Origin of the sequence: Nocardioides rotundus (genome assembly GCF_019931675.1) — a bacterium.
GTDB classification, from domain to species: Bacteria; Actinomycetota; Actinomycetes; order Propionibacteriales; family Nocardioidaceae; genus Nocardioides; species Nocardioides rotundus.
Window position 1 is genome coordinate 881,865 of the sequence record NZ_CP082922.1, and the last position, 18,055, is coordinate 899,919.

Annotated in this window: 21 protein-coding genes; 14 read left to right on the forward strand and 7 right to left on the reverse strand. The window is 73.3% G+C overall.

Annotated elements, in window-relative coordinates; all coding sequences use genetic code 11:
• Positions 1–13: 13 nt before the first annotated feature.
• From K8W59_RS04285 to K8W59_RS20265, 3 genes are read right to left on the reverse strand one after another with little or no spacing between them, the layout of a single operon-like run.
• Positions 14–1,609 carry an ABC transporter permease gene (locus K8W59_RS04285; protein WP_223397518.1) on the reverse strand — a complete coding sequence of 532 codons (1,596 nt, stop codon included), beginning with the start codon at positions 1,607–1,609 and terminating at the stop codon, positions 14–16.
• Positions 1,606–2,550: an ABC transporter ATP-binding protein gene (locus K8W59_RS04290; RefSeq protein WP_223397519.1), complete on the reverse strand. Its 945-nt coding sequence runs from the start codon at positions 2,548–2,550 to the stop codon at positions 1,606–1,608. The genes K8W59_RS04285 and K8W59_RS04290 overlap by 4 nt, the downstream gene beginning before the upstream one ends.
• Complete coding sequence (locus K8W59_RS20265) at positions 2,547–3,218, reverse strand: TetR/AcrR family transcriptional regulator (protein ID WP_317846304.1); 672 nt, start codon at positions 3,216–3,218, stop codon at positions 2,547–2,549. Before K8W59_RS20265 ends, K8W59_RS04290 begins: the two co-directional genes overlap by 4 nt.
• A 74-nt stretch (positions 3,219–3,292) precedes the next feature.
• Between K8W59_RS20265 and dapE the strand changes: the two genes are divergently transcribed.
• From dapE to K8W59_RS04310, 3 genes are read left to right on the forward strand one after another with little or no spacing between them, the layout of a single operon-like run.
• Complete coding sequence (gene dapE / locus K8W59_RS04300) at positions 3,293–4,420, forward strand: succinyl-diaminopimelate desuccinylase (RefSeq protein ID WP_223397520.1); 1,128 nt, start codon at positions 3,293–3,295, stop codon at positions 4,418–4,420.
• Positions 4,417–5,214, forward strand: coding sequence for an LOG family protein (locus K8W59_RS04305; RefSeq protein ID WP_317846305.1), 798 nt, complete (start codon positions 4,417–4,419; stop codon positions 5,212–5,214). The genes dapE and K8W59_RS04305 overlap by 4 nt, the downstream gene beginning before the upstream one ends.
• 7 nt (positions 5,215–5,221) lie before the next feature.
• Positions 5,222–5,485, forward strand: a complete 264-nt coding sequence (locus K8W59_RS04310) for a DivIVA domain-containing protein (RefSeq protein WP_223397521.1) — start codon at positions 5,222–5,224, stop codon at positions 5,483–5,485.
• Between the two features lie 4 nt (positions 5,486–5,489).
• Here K8W59_RS04310 and K8W59_RS04315 read toward each other — a convergent pair whose 3' ends face one another.
• The gene (locus K8W59_RS04315) at positions 5,490–6,302 is read right to left on the reverse strand and encodes an enoyl-CoA hydratase-related protein (RefSeq protein WP_223397522.1); all 813 of its coding nucleotides are present in this window, start codon (positions 6,300–6,302) and stop codon (positions 5,490–5,492) included.
• Positions 6,299–7,099, reverse strand: a complete 801-nt coding sequence (locus tag K8W59_RS04320) for a PaaX family transcriptional regulator (protein WP_223397523.1) — start codon at positions 7,097–7,099, stop codon at positions 6,299–6,301. The genes K8W59_RS04315 and K8W59_RS04320 overlap by 4 nt, the downstream gene beginning before the upstream one ends.
• A gap of 137 nt (positions 7,100–7,236) precedes the next feature.
• Between K8W59_RS04320 and K8W59_RS04325 the strand changes: the two genes are divergently transcribed.
• From K8W59_RS04325 to K8W59_RS20125, 3 genes are read left to right on the forward strand one after another with little or no spacing between them, the layout of a single operon-like run.
• Complete coding sequence (locus K8W59_RS04325) at positions 7,237–7,404, forward strand: DUF3117 domain-containing protein (RefSeq protein ID WP_129456930.1); 168 nt, start codon at positions 7,237–7,239, stop codon at positions 7,402–7,404.
• A 1-nt stretch (position 7,405) separates the two neighbouring features.
• Positions 7,406–8,158, forward strand: coding sequence for a M17 family metallopeptidase (locus K8W59_RS20120; protein ID WP_263283283.1), 753 nt, complete (start codon positions 7,406–7,408; stop codon positions 8,156–8,158).
• 50 nt (positions 8,159–8,208) lie between these two features.
• Positions 8,209–8,940, forward strand: a complete 732-nt coding sequence (locus K8W59_RS20125) for a leucyl aminopeptidase family protein (RefSeq protein WP_263283284.1) — start codon at positions 8,209–8,211, stop codon at positions 8,938–8,940.
• Between the two features lie 85 nt (positions 8,941–9,025).
• Here K8W59_RS20125 and K8W59_RS04335 read toward each other — a convergent pair whose 3' ends face one another.
• Positions 9,026–9,649, reverse strand: coding sequence for an O-methyltransferase (locus tag K8W59_RS04335; RefSeq protein ID WP_223397524.1), 624 nt, complete (start codon positions 9,647–9,649; stop codon positions 9,026–9,028).
• 121 nt (positions 9,650–9,770) lie between these two features.
• On the opposite strand from K8W59_RS04335, the gene sigE reads away from it, so the two are divergent.
• Genes sigE through K8W59_RS04350 form a run of 3 tightly spaced genes read left to right on the forward strand, consistent with a single transcriptional unit; the run spans position 9,771 to position 12,273 of the window.
• Positions 9,771–10,403: an RNA polymerase sigma factor SigE gene (gene sigE / locus K8W59_RS04340; RefSeq protein WP_223397525.1), complete on the forward strand. Its 633-nt coding sequence runs from the start codon at positions 9,771–9,773 to the stop codon at positions 10,401–10,403.
• Positions 10,400–10,891, forward strand: a complete 492-nt coding sequence (locus K8W59_RS04345; RefSeq protein WP_223397526.1) for an anti-sigma factor family protein — start codon at positions 10,400–10,402, stop codon at positions 10,889–10,891. The genes sigE and K8W59_RS04345 overlap by 4 nt, the downstream gene beginning before the upstream one ends.
• Positions 10,888–12,273, forward strand: a complete 1,386-nt coding sequence (locus K8W59_RS04350) for a S1C family serine protease (RefSeq protein ID WP_223397527.1) — start codon at positions 10,888–10,890, stop codon at positions 12,271–12,273. The genes K8W59_RS04345 and K8W59_RS04350 overlap by 4 nt, the downstream gene beginning before the upstream one ends.
• An 18-nt stretch (positions 12,274–12,291) precedes the next feature.
• On the opposite strand, the gene K8W59_RS04355 is transcribed toward K8W59_RS04350, so the two are convergent.
• Complete coding sequence (locus K8W59_RS04355; protein WP_223397528.1) at positions 12,292–12,516, reverse strand: helix-turn-helix domain-containing protein; 225 nt, start codon at positions 12,514–12,516, stop codon at positions 12,292–12,294.
• A 101-nt stretch (positions 12,517–12,617) separates the two neighbouring features.
• Here K8W59_RS04355 and K8W59_RS04360 point away from each other — a divergent pair, with 101 nt between their 5' ends.
• The 5 genes from K8W59_RS04360 to pruA all read left to right on the forward strand — a co-directional run bounded on the left by K8W59_RS04360 (position 12,618) and on the right by pruA (position 18,029).
• On the forward strand, positions 12,618–13,286 hold the full coding sequence (locus K8W59_RS04360) for a CpaB family protein (RefSeq protein ID WP_223397529.1): 669 nt from the start codon (positions 12,618–12,620) through the stop codon (positions 13,284–13,286).
• Position 13,287: 1 nt separating this feature from the next.
• Positions 13,288–14,571 (forward strand): AAA family ATPase, encoded by a 1,284-nt coding sequence (locus K8W59_RS04365; protein ID WP_223397530.1) that lies wholly within the window; start codon positions 13,288–13,290, stop codon positions 14,569–14,571.
• 93 nt (positions 14,572–14,664) lie between these two features.
• Entirely contained in the window at positions 14,665–16,134 is a 1,470-nt protein-coding gene (locus tag K8W59_RS04370) for a WS/DGAT/MGAT family O-acyltransferase (RefSeq protein WP_223397531.1), read from the forward strand.
• Entirely contained in the window at positions 16,131–16,346 is a 216-nt protein-coding gene (locus K8W59_RS04375; RefSeq protein ID WP_223397532.1) for a hypothetical protein, read from the forward strand. Before K8W59_RS04370 ends, K8W59_RS04375 begins: the two co-directional genes overlap by 4 nt.
• A gap of 54 nt (positions 16,347–16,400) precedes the next feature.
• Positions 16,401–18,029 (forward strand): L-glutamate gamma-semialdehyde dehydrogenase, encoded by a 1,629-nt coding sequence (gene pruA, locus K8W59_RS04380; RefSeq protein ID WP_223397533.1) that lies wholly within the window; start codon positions 16,401–16,403, stop codon positions 18,027–18,029.
• The last annotated feature ends 26 nt before the right edge of the window (positions 18,030–18,055 follow it).

An 18,055-nucleotide genomic window follows, 5' to 3' on the forward strand; every position in this document is an offset into this window, starting at 1 on the left:
CGTCGATCTCCCCTCAGAGGCGGGGGATGTCGCGGCGGCGGAACCCGACGAGGGCGGCGAGAACGAGGACGGCGGTGACGCCGAGGAGGACGCCGATGGCGGTGCGGTCGGCGCCCGCCGAGATCAGGTCGGCGCCGTCCGACTGGAAGGGCGAGGCGCGCACCACCCACGTCGGCAGGTCGAAGCCGGGGCCGAGGTAGGCCACCACGGCCGCGACCCCGAAGAGCGCCCAGGCCGGGCCGCGGGCCTTGCCCATCAGTCCGAAGGCCGCGGCGGTGAGGGCGAGGAAGACCAGCGCGGCGGGCAGGTAGCGCACCGCGCCGCGCAGGATCTCGCCGAACCACGCGTCGTCCCCGGTCGAGGCGGCGGTGGCGGCGGCCAGGGACAGGGCGCCGGCGGCACCGACGATGAGCAGGCCGAGGGCGGCGATCGCGAGGTGTACGCCGAGCCAGGCGGTGCGCGACTCGGGGCCCGAGAGCTGCGCCTCCAGCCGGCCGGACTCCTCCTCGCTGCGCAGGGACCCGAGCGCCATCACCGCGAAGGCCGCCGCGAGCATCGCCAGCATCATCAGGAAGGTCGACATCACCGTGGCCAGCAGCTGGTCCGCCGCGCCGGGCGTCGCGCCCATGGCGTCCCCGAGCGCCGGGTTGTCGGCGATCGCGTCCAGGATCTCCTGCGACAGCGAGCCGTAGGTGCCCATCAGGACGGCGCTGCCGACGGTCCAGCCCACGATCGCGCCGCGGTGGTCCCGCCACGCCAGCCCGATGGGGCTGCGGAGGAACGCCGATGCCCGCGGCCGCGCGCCGCGCGACTGGATCAGCGCACTGCCGACGTCGCGCCGCGTGCTCAGCCAGAAGGCCAGCCCGACCAGCGTCAGGCCGGCCCCGAGGGTCAGCAGCACCGGCCACATCCGGGCGTCGTCGCCGAAGGAGCGCACCTCGTCGAACCAGCCGTGCGGGGAGGCCCACACCAGGGCGCTGTCCTGCACCGACCCGACGCCGCGCAGCAGGTAGGAGACGACCACGACCACCAGCGCCAGTCCCCACACGGACCGGTTGTGCTCGACCAGCTGCGCAGCGAACGCGGTGACCCCGACGAAGAAGAGGCCCAGGGCCGCCATCGCCAGGCCGTAGAGGAGGCTCGGCCCCGGCGCGGCGCCGACGGCGACCATCACCGCCGTACACCCCAGCCCGGTCGCGAGCAGCCCGGCCGTCGCCACCAGGACCGCGGCGAGGATGGGCGCGTGCCGGCCGATCGCGGAGGCCAGCAGCAGCTCCAGCCGCCCGGCGGCCTCGTCCTTCCGGGTGGCGCGGGAGGTGAGCGCGATCGCCATGAGGGGTACGGCGAAGCTCACCACCGAGCCGAACTCGCTGGCCACCACGCCGCCGAGGGTGTCCACCCCGGCGACCCGCCCGTTGATCATGTAGATCGCCCCGCCGGTGAGCGTGTCGGCGTACCCCTTCAGCTTCTCCGGGGTGTCGTAGAGCGAGGTGATCGAGGAGCCCGTGACGGCCATGATCCCGACGAGACCGACGATCCAGGCGAGCATGCCCTTCCAGCCGGTGCGCAGGTCGATCCAGGCCATCGTGCCCACGCCGTGCCAGCTCATCGCACGCTCTCCTGCTCGCGAGCGCCGGTGGCGGCCTGCCCCTGGTAGGCCTGCAGGAACAGGTCGTCCAGGCTGGGCGGCGTGACGGTCAGGGTGTGGATGCCGGCGGCGTGCAGCAGCCCGACGAGCGGCCCGACTGCGTCCGGCTCGGCCGAGGCGTGCACCTCGGTGCGGCCGTCGTTCTCGGTGAGCTCGACGTCCAGCACGCCCGGCAGGCCGTCCAGCCCCTCGGGGGCGCGGTCGGTGACGGCGCGGACGGCGCTGTGCGTGTGCCGGCGCAGGTCGGTGAGGGTGCCAGAGGTGACGGTCCGGCCGGCGCGGATGATCGAGACCCGGTCGGCCAGCGCCTCCACCTCGCCCAGGATGTGGGAGGAGAGCAGCACGGTGACGCCCTCGTCGCGCCGCTCGGAGACCACCTGCTGGAAGACCTCCTCCATCAGCGGGTCCAGCCCCGAGGTGGGCTCGTCGAGGACGAGCAGCTCCACGTCGGAGGCGAGCGCGGCGACCAGCGAGACCTTCTGCCGGTTGCCCTTGGAGTAGTCCCGCGCCCGCTTCGTCGGGTCGAGGTCGAAGCGCTCGATCAGCTCCGCGCGCCGGGTCTCGTCGATCCCGCCGTGGGCCCGGGCGAGCACGTCGACGCACTGGCCGCCGGTGAGCCCCGGCCACAGCGTGACGTCGCCGGGGACATAGGCCAGCCGACGGTGCAGCCGGACCGCGTCGTGCCACGGGTCGGCTCCGAAGAGCTCGGCGACCCCGCCGTCGGCGCGCATCAGCCCCAGCAGGATCCGGATGGTGGTGGACTTCCCGGCACCGTTGGGGCCGAGGAAGCCGTGCACCTCCCTGCGGCGCACCTCGAGGTCCAGTCCGTCCAGCGCGGTGATCGTGCCGAACTCCTTGCGCAGGTCGCTGACCCGGATCAGCGCCTCTCCGCTCGTGCTCATCGGGTTCCCTTCCTCGTGTCGGTCTCGGGGTCGTTCGTCGGCTCGGCGAGCGCGGCGCCCTCCTCGGTGAGCATCAGCGAGGTGAGGGCGTAGCTGTCGGCCGCCCAGCGGCGGACGCCGTCGGGGGCCAGCGGGTCGAAGCCGAGTACGTCGGTCAGCGCGCCGCGCAGCAGGATCACCCCGAGGTCGGCGCTGAGCAGCAGCGCGGCCCGGACCGGCAGGTCGGGCCCGGGGTCGAGCACCCCGCGCTCGGCCCACTGGCCGAGCATCCGGACCGACATCTCGTGCCAGTGCCGCACCAGCCGCCGCGCCGCGTCGTCGTCGGTGAGCAGCATCCGGCGCAGGTAGTCCAGCACGTGGGGCTCGAAGGACATCTGCTCGATGAACAGGTCCAGGCCGCGGGTGTCCGTGCCCTCGAGCGCGGCGACGACCTCCTCCTCGGTGGGCTCGCCGACCAGGTCGTCGAAGGAGGCGATCACATACTCGTCGACGGCCTGGCGCAGCCCGGCCTTGCTGCCGAAGTGGTGCAACACCAGGCCGGGGGAGACACCCGCCTCGGTGGCGATCCGCCGCACGCTCACCGCGTCGAAGCCGTCGTGGGCGAAGAGCCGCAGCGCGGTGTCGCGGATCTGCGCCTTCGCGGTGAGGTCGCTCTCGGTTGAACGCATGTTCAATAGACTAAACGTTTGTTCAGGACTGGGCAAGCGGGGGTGGTTCCCCGGGGCATGGCAGAGTCGTCGGCGTGAAGAGCGGAACGGACACGACCCCGGCGCCGGTGCTCGACCCGGCCACCGACGTGGTCACGCTGACCCAGCAGCTGGTGGACATCGAGTCGGTCAGCCGCGACGAGCAGGCGATCGCCGACGCGGTGGAGCGGGCCTGGTCGGCGTACCCCCACCTCACCCTCACCCGGCGCGGCCACACGATCGTCGCCCGGACCGACCTAGGGCGCGGCGAGCGCGTCGTGGTCGCGGGCCACCTCGACACCGTCCCCGTCAACGACAACCTCCCCGCCCGGCGCGAGCAGACGCCCGACGGCGAGGTGCTGCACGGCTGCGGCACCTGCGACATGAAGGGCGGCGACGCGGTCATCCTCAAGCTCGCCGCCGAGCTCTCCGAGCCGGTCCGCGACGTCACCTGGATCCTCTACGAGGCCGAGGAGATCGAGGAGCGCTACAACGGGCTGCGGCTGCTCGCCGAGAGCGACCCCGAGCTGGTGCGGGCCGACTTCGCGATCCTGATGGAGCCCTCGAACGCGGGCGTCGAGGCCGGGTGCCAGGGCACCCTGCGGGTCGACGTCCGCACCACCGGCGTGCGCTCGCACTCGGCCCGGTCGTGGAAGGGCGTCAACGCGATCCACGGCGCCGCCGAGGTGCTCAACCGGCTCACCGCGCACGAGCCGCGGCAGCCGGTGATCGACGGCCTGACCTACCACGAGGGCCTCAACGCGGTCGGCATCAGCGGCGGGGTCGCCGGCAACGTGGTGCCCGACGAGTGCGTGGTGTCGGTGAACTACCGCTACGCGCCCGACCGCAGCCCCGAGGAGGCCGAGGCGTTCGTTCGCGACCTCTTCGAGGGGTACGACGTCACGCTGACCGACCTGGCCCCCGGCGCGATGCCCGGGCTGGACCGTCCGGCCGCGCAGGCCTTCGTCGAGGCCACCGGCAGCGAGCCCGGGCCCAAGTTCGGCTGGACGGACGTGGCCCGCTTCAGCGCCCTGGGGATCCCGGCGGTCAACTTCGGCCCGGGGGACCCGATGTTCGCGCACAAGGCCGACGAGCACGTGCGGACCGAGGAGATCGTGCACTGCGAGGATGTGCTGCGTCGCTGGCTCACCGAGCCGGCGGGCGGCGAGGGGGGAGAGCGATGACGACCGAGCGCGGGCAGGACCAGCCCACCGAGCGGATGAAGTACAAGGGCCCGGAGCTGATGCGCCGCTCCCAGGTGGACGGCAGCACCACCGACCAGCGGCTGCTGGACACCCGCGGGCCCAGCGACTGGGTGCACACCGACCCGTGGCGGGTCATGCGGATCCAGTCCGAGTTCGTCGAGGGCTTCGGCGCCCTGGCCGAGCTCGGCCCGGCCATCGGCGTCTTCGGGTCGGCCCGCACCGCGCCCGACCACCCCTACTACGCGATGGCCGAGGAGGTCGGCGCCAAGCTGGTGCAGGCCGGCTTCGCGGTGATCACCGGGGGCGGCCCGGGCGCGATGAAGGCGGCGAACAAGGGCGCGTCCGAGGCCGGCGGGGTCTCGGTCGGCCTCGGCATCGAGCTGCCCTTCGAGACCGGCCTCAACCGCTGGGTCGACAAGGGGATCAACTTCCGCTACTTCTTCGCCCGCAAGACCATGTTCGTCAAGTACGCCCAGGGCTTCGTCGTCCTGCCCGGCGGGCTGGGCACCTTCGACGAGCTGTTCGAGGCCCTCACCCTGCGCCAGACCGGCAAGATCACCCAGTTCCCGATCGTGCTGCTGGGGACGTCGTACTGGTCCGGCCTGCTCGACTGGCTGCGGGACACCGTGGCGGCGGAGGGCAAGATCTCGCCGGCCGACCTGGACATGATGACGCTGACCGACGACGTCGACGAGGCGGTGCGGATCATGGTCGAGGCGACCGACCACGACCTCGCCGGCGACGGCGTCGGCCGCCGGGACGACGGGGAGTGAGCCGGCGATGATGTGGCTCTTCGCGGTCCTCGTGGTCCTCGCCCTCGGCGGCGTCGCGGCCGTGGCGGCCGGTCGCGGCCGGCCGATGGCCGACGAGCAGCCCGACCGGCCCGACGTGCTCGTGCCGGCCGACGGCCCGCTGCGCGGGGACGACGTACGGCGCGTCCGCTTCTCCCTGGCGTTCCGCGGCTATCGGATGGACGAGGTGGACGCGCTGCTCGACCGGCTGGCGACCCAGCTCGAGGAGCGCGAGGGACCCCGGGGGCGCTGAGCGGTCAGCGTCCCTCGAAGACCGGCTTCTCCTTGCGGACGAAGGCGTCCACGGCGGCGCGATGGTCAGCCGTCCCGCCGGTGAGCGCCATCTTCTCCGCCTCGAACGCGACCGACTCCTCCAGCGAGTGGTTGGAGGAGAACTGGATCGCCTGGCGGATCGAGCCGAGGGCCACGGTCGGCCCGGCGGCGAGGCGTACGGCGAGCTCGCGGACCGTCTCCTCGAACTGCGCCGCGGGCACCACCTGGGTCGCCAGGCCGAGGTCGAGGGAGGTCTGCGCGTCCAGGGTGCGCGGGAAGTAGAGCAGCTCGATCGCCTTGGCGCGGCCGACCAGCCGGGGCAGGGTCCACGACGAGCCGGTGTCGGCGGAGAGGCCGATCCCGGCGAAGGCGAGGTTGAAGCCGGCCGAGTCGGCGAGGATCCGCAGGTCGCAGGCGAAGGCCAGACTGGCGCCGGCACCGGCGGCGACGCCGTTGACCGCCGCGACGACCGGCTTGGGCATCGAGGCGAGGGCGAGGACGATGGGGTTGTAGTGCTGCTCCACGGTGTCCGACAGCGGCACCGAGTCGTCGCCCTGCAGGCCGGCCTGGTGCTCCTTGAGGTCCTGGCCGACGCAGAACGCGCGGCCGGAACCGGTGAGCACCACGCAGCGCACGGCCGGGTCCTCGGCCACCTGCTGGACCGCGTCGCGCAGCGCCTCCTTGAGCGCGACGTCGAGGCTGTTCATCGCCTCCGGCCGGTTCAGCGTCAGCGTGGCCACCCCGTCGGTGACGTCGAGGAGCAGCGGGGGCGAGGACTGTTCGGTCTCCGAGGTCATGGCCCCGAGTCTGCACCACCGTCGAGGCAGCGCTGCAGGAACCGATCGGATCCGGGCTTGAGCCGGGCCGCCTCACCGGTGAAGTAGTCCGCCGCCCGGCGCCCGGCCCAGTCCTCGGGGAGCAGCTCGTCGGGCAGGCCGGGGTCGTCGAAGAGGAACTTGCGCCACTCGTGCACGAGCAGGAAGCGCGCGGAGAACGCCGCCTCGTCCGGGTCCTCGTGGGCGGCCAGCTGCGCGGCCGTCGTGTCCGCGGCGGTCGCCAGCCACGCGTCGTAGGCGCTCGCGAGGGCGTCGAGGTCCCACGCCCGGCGCGGCGCGTCGGGCGGTTCGAACCGGTCCGCGCTCGCCACGGTCAACTCCGCGCCGCTCTCGCGCACCACGTCGGCGAGCTCCTCGCGCGGCCACGGGCTCACCCACAGCTCGTCGGTCAGCGGGGCGTAGCCGAGGAAGCCCAGGTCGGCGCGCAGCCGCTGCCGGGCCGAGCGGTCGCGGGGGAGGGAGAGCACGGCGAGGTGCCAGCGGCCGTCCCACCGGCGGTCGGCTCGGCCGTAGACGCGGTCGCCGGTGTCGGAGAGGCGTCGTACGGCGTGCCCGGTGGCGCGGTAGCCGCGCCCCTCGGCCAGGCTCACCGGCTCCAGCCAGCCCTGGCCGACCATCCGGGAGACCGCGGTCCGCACCGCCGGCGCGGCGATCCCCAGCGGCTCGAGCAGGCGCACCAGGGCGGCCACCGGGGCGACGTACCCACGATCGCCGAGGTGGTCGCCGTAGACGTCGAAGAGGGCGGACCGAGCGCGCATGGGGCTGGAGTCTGCCAGTCGGCGGGGACTGTGGTCGTCGTCACGCGGGGCATGGGGGATAATGGGTCCGCGCGAAGGACGTCGCCGGGCGGAGACGGCAGGACCCGGCGGGTCGAGCAAAGGGAAGAGGTGCGCAGATGGCGGCGATGAAGCCCCGCACGGGTGACGGCCCGCTCGAGGTGACCAAGGAGGGACGCGGCATCGTGATGCGGGTTCCGCTCGAGGGTGGTGGCCGACTCGTGGTCGAGCTGAACGCCGAGGAGGCGACCGCGCTCGGCGACGCGCTCAAGGGCGTCACCGGCTGACGTGGCGAAGCACGCTCCCGACCTCCCCTCGCAGGTCTCCCCACCGCAGTTCGCCCTCAACGCGACCGACCTCTCCGCCGTCCGCGGAGCCGACGCTCTCGGGGTCGCCGCCTATCCCGGACCCGACGGTCCGCTCCTCGACGCCTCCGGCGACGATCTCGCCGAGTCCCTCGGCGTCGACCTCCTCGGTGCGCTCGAGCTGGCCGGAGCCACCGGCAGCGCGGGCGCGCTGACGACGACGTACGCCGTCGTCGAGGGCCGGCCCGTCGCCGTGCACGTCGTGGGCGTCGGCGACCAGACGCTGCGGGACTACCGTCGGGCCGGCGCCGCGCTGGCGCGCGCCGCCCGCGACCGCACCTCGCTCGCGACCTCGGTGGTCGCCGAGGCACCGGACGACGCGCTGGGTGCGTTCGTGGTCGGTGCCGTGCTGGGCTCCTTCGGCTTCAGCTGGCGGTCCGAGGGCCCCGAGCACCGGCCGGTCGAGCGGATCGTGCTGACCGGGCTCGAGGGCGACGACGCCGACGCCGAGCTGCACCGGGCCCTCGCGCTCGGCGGCGCCGGCTGGATGGCGCGCCGCCTGGCCACCACGCCCTCGAACCTCAAGGACCCGGCCTGGCTGGCCGGACAGGCCGAGCGGGTCGCTGAGGACAGCGGCCTGTCGGTGGAGGTGTGGGACGAGCAGCGGCTCGCCAAGGAGGGGATGGGCGGCATCCTCGGGGTCGGCCAGGCCTCGGTCTCGCCGCCGCGGGGCTGATCCGGCTCGACTACAGCCCCGCCAGGGCCGGGCGCCGTACCCCCCACGTCGTGCTCGTCGGGAAGGGCATCACCTTCGACAGCGGCGGTCTCTCGATCAAGCCCGCGGAGTCGATGCAGACGATGAAGCGGGACATGACCGGCGGAGCCGTGGTCATCGCGGTGCTCGGTGCGCTCGCGGACCTCGGCTGCCCCGTGCGGGTGACCGGCCTGGTCGCCGCCGCCGAGAACGCGGTCAGCGGCAACGCCCTGCGTCCCGGCGACGTGGTCACCCACTACGGCGGACGGACCAGCGAGGTCACCAACACCGACGCCGAGGGGCGGCTGGTGCTCGCCGACGCCCTGGCGTGGGCGGTCGGCGAGCTGAAGCCCGACGCGATCGTGGACATCGCCACCCTCACCGGCGCGATGAAGGTCGCACTCGGCCAGGGGATGGGCGGCTTCTTCGCCAACGACGACGCGCTCGCCGAGGCGTTGCAGGTCGCCGCCGCCGAGGCGGGCGAGCCGCTGTGGCGGATGCCGCTGGTGGCCGACTACGAGGAGAAGCTGTCCTCCAAGGTCGCCGACGCCGACAACGCCCCCGGCGGCGCCGGCGCGATCACCGCGGCGCTGTTCCTGCAGCACTTCGTCGGCGACGTGCCGTGGGCCCACCTCGATGTGGCCTCGGCCGGCGACTCGCCGAAGGAGAGCTTCGAGTGGACCGAGGGTCCCACGGGGTACGGCGCCCGGGCGCTGCTGGAGTGGCTCTCCACCGACGAGCCGCTCGCCGACGTCGGTCGCTGAGCCCGGCGCTCGCCGGCCGGGACGTCATACGAAGTGAGGAACCGCTCCTCCGGGGCGTATGACGTTGTGCCCCGGCCCGGCGGGGTCAGACCTTCTTCGCCAGCAGCAGCCCGTCGCCGACGGGCAGCAGCACGGGCAGGAGGGACTCGTCCTCGGCGATCCGCAGGCCCAGGTCGCGGATCGCGACGGTCTCCTCGTCCCGCTGGGAGGGGTCGGCGACCCGGTCGTTCCAGAGCGCGTTGTCGAAGGCGACCACGCCGCCGGGGCGGAGCAGCCGCAGGGCCTCGTCGAGGTAGGCGTCGTACTCCCGCTTGTCGCCGTCGCAGAAGACCAGGTCGTAGTGGCCGTCGGTGAGGCGGGGCAGCACGTCCAGCGCCGCACCGGCGATCGTGCGGGCCCGGTTCGACGGGAAGCCGGCGTCGGCGAAGGACTGCTTGGCCAGCCGCTGGTGTTCGGTCTCGACGTCGACGGTGGTCAGCACGCCCTCGGGACGCATCCCGCGCAGCAGCCAGACGCCCGAGACGCCGGTGCCGGTGCCCACCTCGACGACCGCCCGGGCCTCGAGCACGCCGACCAGGAAGCTCAGGGTCGCGCCCACGCCGGCGCCGATGGGGACGATCCCGACCTCCTCGGCACGGGCTCGCGCGTCGGCCAGCACCTCGTCCTCGGCGATGAAATCGTCGGCGTACTTCCAGCTCGCGGGCAGCATGGCGGCACCCTATCGCGGGAACATCGCCGGTCCGTCGCTCGTTCACCCCCACACCGGCCCGCGGTGCTCGCGGCGGTCACCGACCACGGCTCACAGGTTCCTCTCAGCCGGGTCCCCTACCGTGAGGAAGGCCAGCATCCTGACCCCCAACCTGGAGGACTACGTGACCAGCGACGCGGTGCCGACGTGGGACGAGATCGTCGAGCAGCACTCCGACCGTGTCTACCGGCTGGCCTACCGCCTCACCGGCAACCGCCCCGACGCCGAGGACCTCACCCAGGAGGTCTTCGTCCGGGTCTTCCGCAGCCTGCACACCTACCGCCCCGGCACGTTCGAGGGCTGGCTGCACCGGATCACCACCAACGTCTTCTTGGACCAGGCGCGCCGCAAGCAGCGGATCCGCTTCGACGCCCTCTCCGACGAGCGGGCCGAGCGGTTGCACAGCGCCTCGCCCGCGCCCGACGCGGCCTATGCCGACCGCACCTTCGACGCCGACGTCGAGCAGGCGCTCGCCTCGATCCCGCCGGAGTTCCGCGTCGCGGTGGTCCTGTGCGACGTCGAGGGCCTGACGTATGAGGAGATCGCCGAGATCACCGACAGCAAGATGGGCACCGTGCGCAGCCGGATCCACCGGGGCCGCGGGATGCTGCGCACTGCCCTGGCCCACCGCAGCCCGAGCGAGGGTCGCGAGCGGTACGCCGGCCCCGAGGCGCCGCCGCGTCGTCGTCGCCGGCCGGGGGTGCGGGTCTCGTGACGCACCTCGGCAACCGGGTCAGCGCACTGCTCGACGGCCAGCTGGGCCCCGAGGAGGAGGAGCGTGCCTGGCAGCACGTCCACGCCTGTCACGCCTGCCGGGACCTGGTCGAGCGCGAGGGCTGGGTGAAGACCCGGCTGCTGGGTCTCTCCCTGGGTGAGGAGTCGGCGCCCAGCGGGCTCAAGGGGGCGCTCGTCGACCCGACCGGATGTGTCGACCGCCGGCAGGCGGGGCCTGTCGAGGCGCGCCGCTACGGGATGGTGGCGCTCAGTGGCGGAGCGCTCGGCGCCGCGTTCTTGGGGGTGCTGGCGCTGACCGTGACACCGGGTCCGGGGTCGGTCTCCGAGCGTCGGGCGCCAGTCACCACGATCGCCACCCCCGCGGCCCGCTCGGGGTCCGCAGTGGGCAACAGCGTGACGCCGGTCGCGGACCGGGTAGGGCCCCACCGTGGCCGAGCGGGGGTGTCCGGGGTGAGGATGGTCCCGTGAGCGACCAGTACCGCCCCGGCCACGATCACCCCTCCGGCCCGGACGACACCGAGCCCACCGAGCCGATCCGGCCGGTGAGCGGCTCGCCCGATGCCGAGCCGACCCGCCCGGTGCCACCGGCGGAGCAGGCTCCCCAGCCCTACTGGCCCACGCCCGACCCCCAGACGTCGCGACCCGAGCCCGCGCCGACCGGCCCTCCCGTGAGCCCGCCGCCGGGGCCCGGCTACGGCCCGCCGGAGTACGCCGGCCGGCACTACGGCTCACCAGAGCCCCGGGGTCGGGTCTCCGGCTGGATCTGGCCGACGATGGCGGCCCTGGCCCTGGTCATCGGGCTGCTCGGCGGCATCGCGGGCAGCGCACTGTGGGGGCGCCTGACCGACGACTCGCCGGTCGGCGGGTCCAGTGGCGGGCTCGAGGGTGTCGACACCTCCACCACGCCGCCGCTCCCGGCCGACAACGGCTCCATCGCGGCGGTGGCGGACAAGCTGCTGCCCAGCACCGTCCAGATCAGCGCCGAGGCCGACGGCCAGCCCGGTGGGGCCACCGGCTCCGGGTTCGTCCTGGACCGGCAGGGCCACGTGGTGACCAACAACCACGTCGTCGCCGGCGCCGCGGACGCCGGCGGCAAGATCGAGATCGTCGACCAGAACGGCGAGCGGCACACCGCGCGCCTCGTCGGACGCAGCCCCGTCTACGACCTGGCCGTGCTCTACGTCCCCGATGCCAAGGACCTGACCCCGGCCTCCCTCGGACGTTCGGAGAGCCTGCGGATCGGGGAGGGGGTCGTCGCGATCGGCTCGCCGCTGGGGCTCAGCTCGACGGTCACCTCGGGCATCGTGTCGGCGCTGGACCGACCCGTGACCACCGGCGGGGCGGAGGCGGACGACCTCTCCTATATCAACGCCGTCCAGACCGACGCCGCGATCAACCCCGGAAACTCCGGCGGGCCGCTGGTCAACCTGCGCGGCCAGGTCGTCGGGGTGAACTCCGCGATCGCGACGGCCGGCGGCGGGTTCGGCGGGGAGGCCGGCAACATCGGCGTCGGCTTCGCGATCCCGGTGGAGCAGGTCCGGGTGACTGCCGACCAGATCCTCAAGGACGGCGAGGCGCGCTATCCGGTCATCGGTGCCCAGGTCAACACCGGTCGGGCCGACCAGGAGGGCGCGCCCGTGGTGGAGGTCATGAGCGGGACACCGGCCGAGAAGGCGGGCCTGCGCGAAGGCGACCTGATCACCGCGGTCGACGGTGAGCGCGTCACCGACGGGATCGCGCTGATCGTGTCGATCCGGACCCACCAGCCCGGAGAGACGATCGAGTTCACCGTGGAGCGCAACGGGCGCGAGCGCACGGTGCCGGTCACCCTCGACTCCGAGGTGGGCTGACCGGGGCCGGGCGCCCCGTCAGCGCTCCGCGCCGTCCTCGGCCGCGATCTCGGCGCGGGTCTGGGCATACATCCGCTGGATGTAGTTCTCCAGCTCGACGCCCTCGACGCGCCACTGACCGCGTCCGCCGATCTTGATCGCCGGAAGGTCGCCGCGTCGCACGAGGGCGTAGACCTGCGCCTGCGACGTGTTCAGCATCTCGGCCACGTCGGCCAGGGTCAGGAAACGGGGTGTGCCTTCCATGCCCCTATGGTGGCATTGCGGTGGTCATCGGTCAGGAGGCGCGACCGCGGTCTGTGGAGAACCGCCTGCCAGGAACGCGATCCTGACGCACAATGTCGTGCATGACCGCCACTCTCGGGACCTCAGACCCCGTCTCTCCACCCGCTGCGCCGCCGGCGACCCGGACCCGACCGCCGGGCTGGCGGGACCCGCGGATGTGGATCGGGGTGGCCATCGTGGTGCTCTCGGTGATCGCCGGCGCCCGGATCATCGGGGCGGCCGACGACACCATCGAGGTGTGGGCGGTGAGCTCGGACATGGCGGCCGGACAGCCGCTGACCGCCGACGACCTGGTGCCCACGCAGGTCTACTTCGGCGACACGGGGGAGGCCGAGTCCTACGTGCGCGTCTCCGACCGGCTGCCGGCCGACGCGCGTCTCAACCGGGCGGTCGGCGCGGGAGAGCTGGTGCCGCGTACGGCGCTCCAGCGGGCCGGTTCGGGCGGGGTCTCCACCCTGCCGCTCGTCCTGCCCGCCCTCGCCATGCCGCCGGACCTGACGCCGGGCACCCGGGTGGACGTGTGGTCGGTCAACGAGTTCGGTGACCGCTTCCGGTCCAAGGTGATCCTGGAGGACGTCGAGGTCGTCGGGGTGCCCGCGGGTGCGGACGGGTTCGGTGCGACCTTGGAGCGCCAGCTGCTGTTGGGAATCGAGGCCGACCAGCAAGAAGCCGTCGGAGCGGCCCTGGAGGCGGCGGCGGACGGCACCTTGACCATCCAGAAGCGGGGCTGACGTGACCGGTGACCGCGTCGTCGCACTGGTGGTGGCGGCCGGGGCGGCGTGGGAGTCCCGGGCCCTCGGGCTGCTGGAGGAGCACCCCGACCTGAGCCTGCTCAAGCGCTGTGTCGACGTCGACGACCTGTTGGCATCGGCATCGACCGGGCAGGCGGACGTGGCCGTGGTCGCGCTGGACGCACCCGGCCTGGACACCCGGGCGGTCGCTCACCTGGAGCGGCACGGCGTGCGGCCGGTGGGTGTGGTCGGCGGACGCCGGGACCCCGATGCGAGCCGTCTGCACGCCGCCCGGATCGGGGTCGCGCAGCTGGTGCCCGAGACCGGCCTGGAGGAGCTGCCGGCCGCGCTGCTCGCCGGCCCAGCATCGGACCAGGACGCGCCACCGGCTCACGAGCCGGACGACGACCTCCCACCGATCCCGGCGCCGCCGGGGGACCCCACCGAGGGCCGGGTGATCGCGGTCTGGGGTCCCCAGGGGGCGCCCGGGCGCACCACCGTCGCGTGCGGCCTGGCGGCCGAGCTGGCCCGCCGCGACGAGCGGGTCGTGCTGGTCGACGCCGATCCCTGGGGCGGGTCGGTCGCGCAGCAGCTCGGGATCCTGGACGAGGCCTCCGGCATCCTCTCGGCCGCCCGGCTCTCCACCTCCGGCGCGCTGGCCGAGCGACTGCCGGACACTCAGCGCGCGATCGGGAGCCGACTGAGCGTGATCACGGGCCTGCCGCGCGCCGACCGCTATGTCGAGGTGCGCTCCGGCGCGGTCGAGCACATGCTGGAGACGGCGCGCCGTGGTGCCACCGTCGTGGTGGACACCGGCTTCAGCCTGGAGGACGACCCAGGGGCCGACTTCGGCACCCGCCCGCCGCGGAACACGATGACCCTCGGTGCCCTGGCCGTCGCCGACGAGGTGCTGGTCGTCGGCAGTGCCGACCCGGTCGGGCTGTCCCGCCTGGCCCGGGCGCTGGTGGACCTGCGCGACGTGCTCGCCGGCGCGCCCGTGCGGGTCGTGGTCAACCGCAACCGTCCCACGCTGGGCTGGTCGGAGAAGGACATCGCCGGCATGGTCGAGGGCTTCGCGCGCCTGCTCGGGCTGCACTTCCTGCCGGAGGACCGGACGACGGTCGACCGCGCCCTCGTGGCCGGCGAGCCGGTCGGCGGCGACGGGCCGCTCGTGCGGGCCTTGAGCGAGGTCGCCGACGCGGTGCTGCCGGCCTCGGTGGCGGAGGCGGACTCCGGCCGTCGCCGGATCGTGCCGCGCAGGGCAGGGGGAGCCCGCCGCCGATGAGGCGGATGCGGACAGCACACCGACCGCGGCTGCGATCAGACGCCGCCCTCTGTCAGAATCACGACCGGGGAGAGCGGACGAAGGGACGTGTGGATGAGTGACCGGCTGAGGCCGCGCGACCTGGGCCTGCTCGCCCTCGAGACGGGGTCCTCCCCGATGCACAACGCGACGGTCGAGATCTTCGACCCGGGCGACTCTGGCTTCGACTACGCCAGCCTGGTGAGCCTGATCGGCGACCGGATCTCCTTCGTGCCGCGCTACCGCCAGCGGCTGGTCCGGGTGCCCGGTCGGCTGGCGAACCCGGCGTGGGTCGACGACCCGGACTTCGACCTCGCCTACCACGTCCGCCGCTCCGCACTGCCCCGCCCGGGCAGCCACGACCAGCTGCGTGAGCTGGTCGCCCGGATCATCTCCCGGCCGCTGGACCGGCACCGGCCGCTGTGGGAGGTCTACTTCGTCGAGGGCCTGGAGGGCGGCCGGGTCGCGGTGCTCGCGAAGTCCCACCAGGTGCTGGTCGACGGCGTGGACACCGTCGACCTCGGGCAGGTGCTGCTCGACACGGTGCCGGAGCCGAAGGCGATGGAGTACGACCAGTGGCGCCCGCGCGGGCGCCCCACCTCCGCGGGCATGGTGGCCGAGGCGCTCGCCGACACCCTGCAGCACCCGAGCACGGCGCTGTCCACCGCGGTCGCCACGACCGAGTCGGCCGTGCGCACCGCCGTCCATGCGCTGGCCAAGGCGGGGGAGCTGAGCAGCGCCCTGGCCGGGCGGCGGCCCGTGCACGAGTCGCCGATCAACCGGCCGCTGTCCCAGCAGCGCCGGTTCGTCACCGTGAAGACGTCGCTCGCCGACTACCGCACCGTGCGCAAGGCCCACGGCGGCACGGTCAACGACGTCATCCTCGCCACCGTGGCGGGGGCGGTCCGCACCTGGCTGATGACCCGTGCCGAGTCGCTCGGCGGCCTGCGCAAGCTGCGGGTGATCGTGCCGATGTCGGTGATCGACGACGAGCTGGAGGCGACCTCCCTCGGCACCCAGATCACCGGCCACCTGGTCGACCTGCCGATCGGGGAGGCCAGCCCGGTCGTGCGGCTGCACCAGGTCTCCTACTCCTTCCGTGCGCACCGCGAGACCAGCCGCGCGGTCGCGGCGAACCGGCTCGCCGGCATCGCCGGCTTCGCGCCGACCACCTTCCACGCCCTGGGCGCCCGGCTGGCCGCCGACGAGCTCCGCACCGGCTTCCAGCTCTCGGTCACCAACGTCCCGGGGCCCCAGTTCCCGCTCTACGCCGCCGGCGCGCAGATGCTGGAGACCTACCCCGTGCCGCCGCTGCTCCCGCAGCATGCGCTCGCCATCGGCGTGACGTCGTATGACAACAACGTCTACTACGGCATCACCGCCGACCGGGACGCCCTGCCGGACGTCGACGTCCTCGGCGACTGCCTCACCGAGGCGCTGGTCGAGCTGGTCGACACCACCAGCGGCACCCGCACCCGGGCGCCGCGGGGGCGCCGTACCCCACCGAAGAAGTCGGCCTCGCGCGCTCAGGGGAGGAAGTCATGAGGATCTACATCCCCGCGACCCTGCCGCTGCTCGCGGAGTGGCGCGCCGCCGGCCGGGTCGTGGTGGCCGAGGCCGACGACCCCGACGCCGACGTCGAGTTCCGCCGGGTGGCCGCCGTGCACGCCGACGTCGAGGACCGTCCGGCCGGCGCCGATCCGGACGAGGACCTCGGCTGGTACGCCGTCCAGGAGCTCGACGACCTGCTCCGCTGAGGGAGGCCGCCACCGCGTTGGTCCGCTCCGTCGTTGTCTGAGAACATCAGTCCCATGGACGCGATCACCTTCCCGCCGGCACCGATCAACGAGCCCAACCTCACCTACGCACCGGGGACCCCGGAACGGGAGGAGCTGCTCGCCGAGCTGGGCCGCATGGAGCGCCGCCAGCACAACCTGAAAGCGGTCATCGGCGGTCGCCGGCGCAACGGCTCGGGTGCCGAGATCAAGGTGGTGCAGCCGCACGACCACCAGCACGTGCTCGGGACCTTCCGCAACTCCGGCGTCAAGGAGGCCGAGGCCGCGGTCAAGGCGGCCGCCAACGCCGCCCCCGGCTGGCGGGCGCTCTCCGCCGACGAGCGCAGCTCGATCCTGCTCAAGGCCGCCGACCTGCTCGCCGGCCCCTACCGCCAGCGGCTGAACGCCGCCACGATGCTCGGCCAGTCCAAGACGCCGTTCCAGGCCGAGATCGACTCGGCCTGCGAGCTCATCGACTTCTGGCGCTTCAACGTGCACTACGCCCGGCAGATCCTGGCCGACCAGCCGATCGCGAACGCCCCCGGCGTGTGGAACCGGACGGACCACCGGCCGCTCGAGGGCTTCGTCTACGCGATCACCCCGTTCAACTTCACCGCGATCGCCGGCAACCTGCCCACCGCCCCGGCGCTGATGGGCAACACGGTGATCTGGAAGCCGTCGCCCACCCAGCAGCTGGCCGCCTCGGTGACCATGGAGCTGCTGGAGGAGGCCGGCATGCCGCCGGGCGTCATCAACATGCTGCCCGGCGACGGGATCGACGTCTCCCAGGTCGCGCTCAACCACCGCGATCTGGCCGGCATCCACTTCACCGGCTCGACCCCGACCTTCCACAAGCTGTGGCGCACGGTCGGCGACAACATCGACCTCTACCGCACCTACCCGCGCGTGGTGGGGGAGACGGGCGGCAAGGACTTCATCGTCGTCCACCCCAGCGCCGACCCCGACGTGGCCCGGGTCGCGATGATCCGCGGCGCCTTCGAGTTCCAGGGGCAGAAGTGCTCGGCGGCCTCGCGGGCCTACGTCGCCAAGTCGGTGTGGAACAAGATCAAGGACGACCTGATCGCCGAGACCGAGGCGATCCCGATGGGCGACGTCACCGACTTCTCCAACTTCATGGGCGCGGTGATCGACGAGCGCGCCTTCGCCAAGCACCGCAAGGCGATCAACCGGGTGCGCGCCAACAAGCACCTGACCCTGCTGGCCGGCGGCCAGACCGACGACTCGGTGGGCTACTTCGTTCGGCCGACGATCGTGCAGTCCACCGACCCGACCGACCCGATGTTCTCAACGGAGTACTTCGGCCCGATCCTCGCGGTCTACGTCTACGACGACGCGCGCTTCGAGTCCGTGGTGCAGCAGATGGAGTCGTTCGCGCCGTACGCCCTCACCGGCGCCATCATCGCCCAGGACCGCGACGCCGTCGCCTGGGCCGGCGAGGCGCTGCGCGACGCGGCGGGCAACTTCTACATCAACGACAAGCCGACCGGCGCGGTCGTGGGGCAGCAGCCCTTCGGCGGCGCCCGGGCGTCGGGCACCAACGACAAGGCGGGTGCTCCGCAGAACCTGATGCGGTGGACCTCGACCCGGTCGATCAAGGAGAACTTCGTGCCGCCGAAGGACTACCGCTACCCCCACATGGACTGACGTCCCGACGCGACCGACGAGCGCCT

Coding starts and splice junctions, on each gene's coding strand:
- K8W59_RS04290 (WP_223397519.1), bottom strand. CDS start 2,550: ATGAGCACGAGCGGAGAGGCGCTGATCCGGGTCAGCGACCTGCGCAAG.
- K8W59_RS20265 (WP_317846304.1), bottom strand. CDS start 3,218: ATGCGTTCAACCGAGAGCGACCTCACCGCGAAGGCGCAGATCCGCGAC.
- K8W59_RS04285 (WP_223397518.1), bottom strand. CDS start 1,609: ATGAGCTGGCACGGCGTGGGCACGATGGCCTGGATCGACCTGCGCACC.
- pruA (WP_223397533.1), top strand. CDS start 16,401: ATGGACGCGATCACCTTCCCGCCGGCACCGATCAACGAGCCCAACCTC.
- K8W59_RS04320 (WP_223397523.1), bottom strand. CDS start 7,099: ATGCGCGCTCGGTCCGCCCTCTTCGACGTCTACGGCGACCACCTCGGC.
- K8W59_RS04360 (WP_223397529.1), top strand. CDS start 12,618: ATGACCGCCACTCTCGGGACCTCAGACCCCGTCTCTCCACCCGCTGCG.
- K8W59_RS04305 (WP_317846305.1), top strand. CDS start 4,417: ATGACGACCGAGCGCGGGCAGGACCAGCCCACCGAGCGGATGAAGTAC.
- K8W59_RS04375 (WP_223397532.1), top strand. CDS start 16,131: ATGAGGATCTACATCCCCGCGACCCTGCCGCTGCTCGCGGAGTGGCGC.
- K8W59_RS04370 (WP_223397531.1), top strand. CDS start 14,665: ATGAGTGACCGGCTGAGGCCGCGCGACCTGGGCCTGCTCGCCCTCGAG.
- K8W59_RS04325 (WP_129456930.1), top strand. CDS start 7,237: ATGGCGGCGATGAAGCCCCGCACGGGTGACGGCCCGCTCGAGGTGACC.
- K8W59_RS04315 (WP_223397522.1), bottom strand. CDS start 6,302: ATGACCTCGGAGACCGAACAGTCCTCGCCCCCGCTGCTCCTCGACGTC.
- K8W59_RS04335 (WP_223397524.1), bottom strand. CDS start 9,649: ATGCTGCCCGCGAGCTGGAAGTACGCCGACGATTTCATCGCCGAGGAC.
- K8W59_RS04355 (WP_223397528.1), bottom strand. CDS start 12,516: ATGGAAGGCACACCCCGTTTCCTGACCCTGGCCGACGTGGCCGAGATG.
- K8W59_RS04310 (WP_223397521.1), top strand. CDS start 5,222: ATGATGTGGCTCTTCGCGGTCCTCGTGGTCCTCGCCCTCGGCGGCGTC.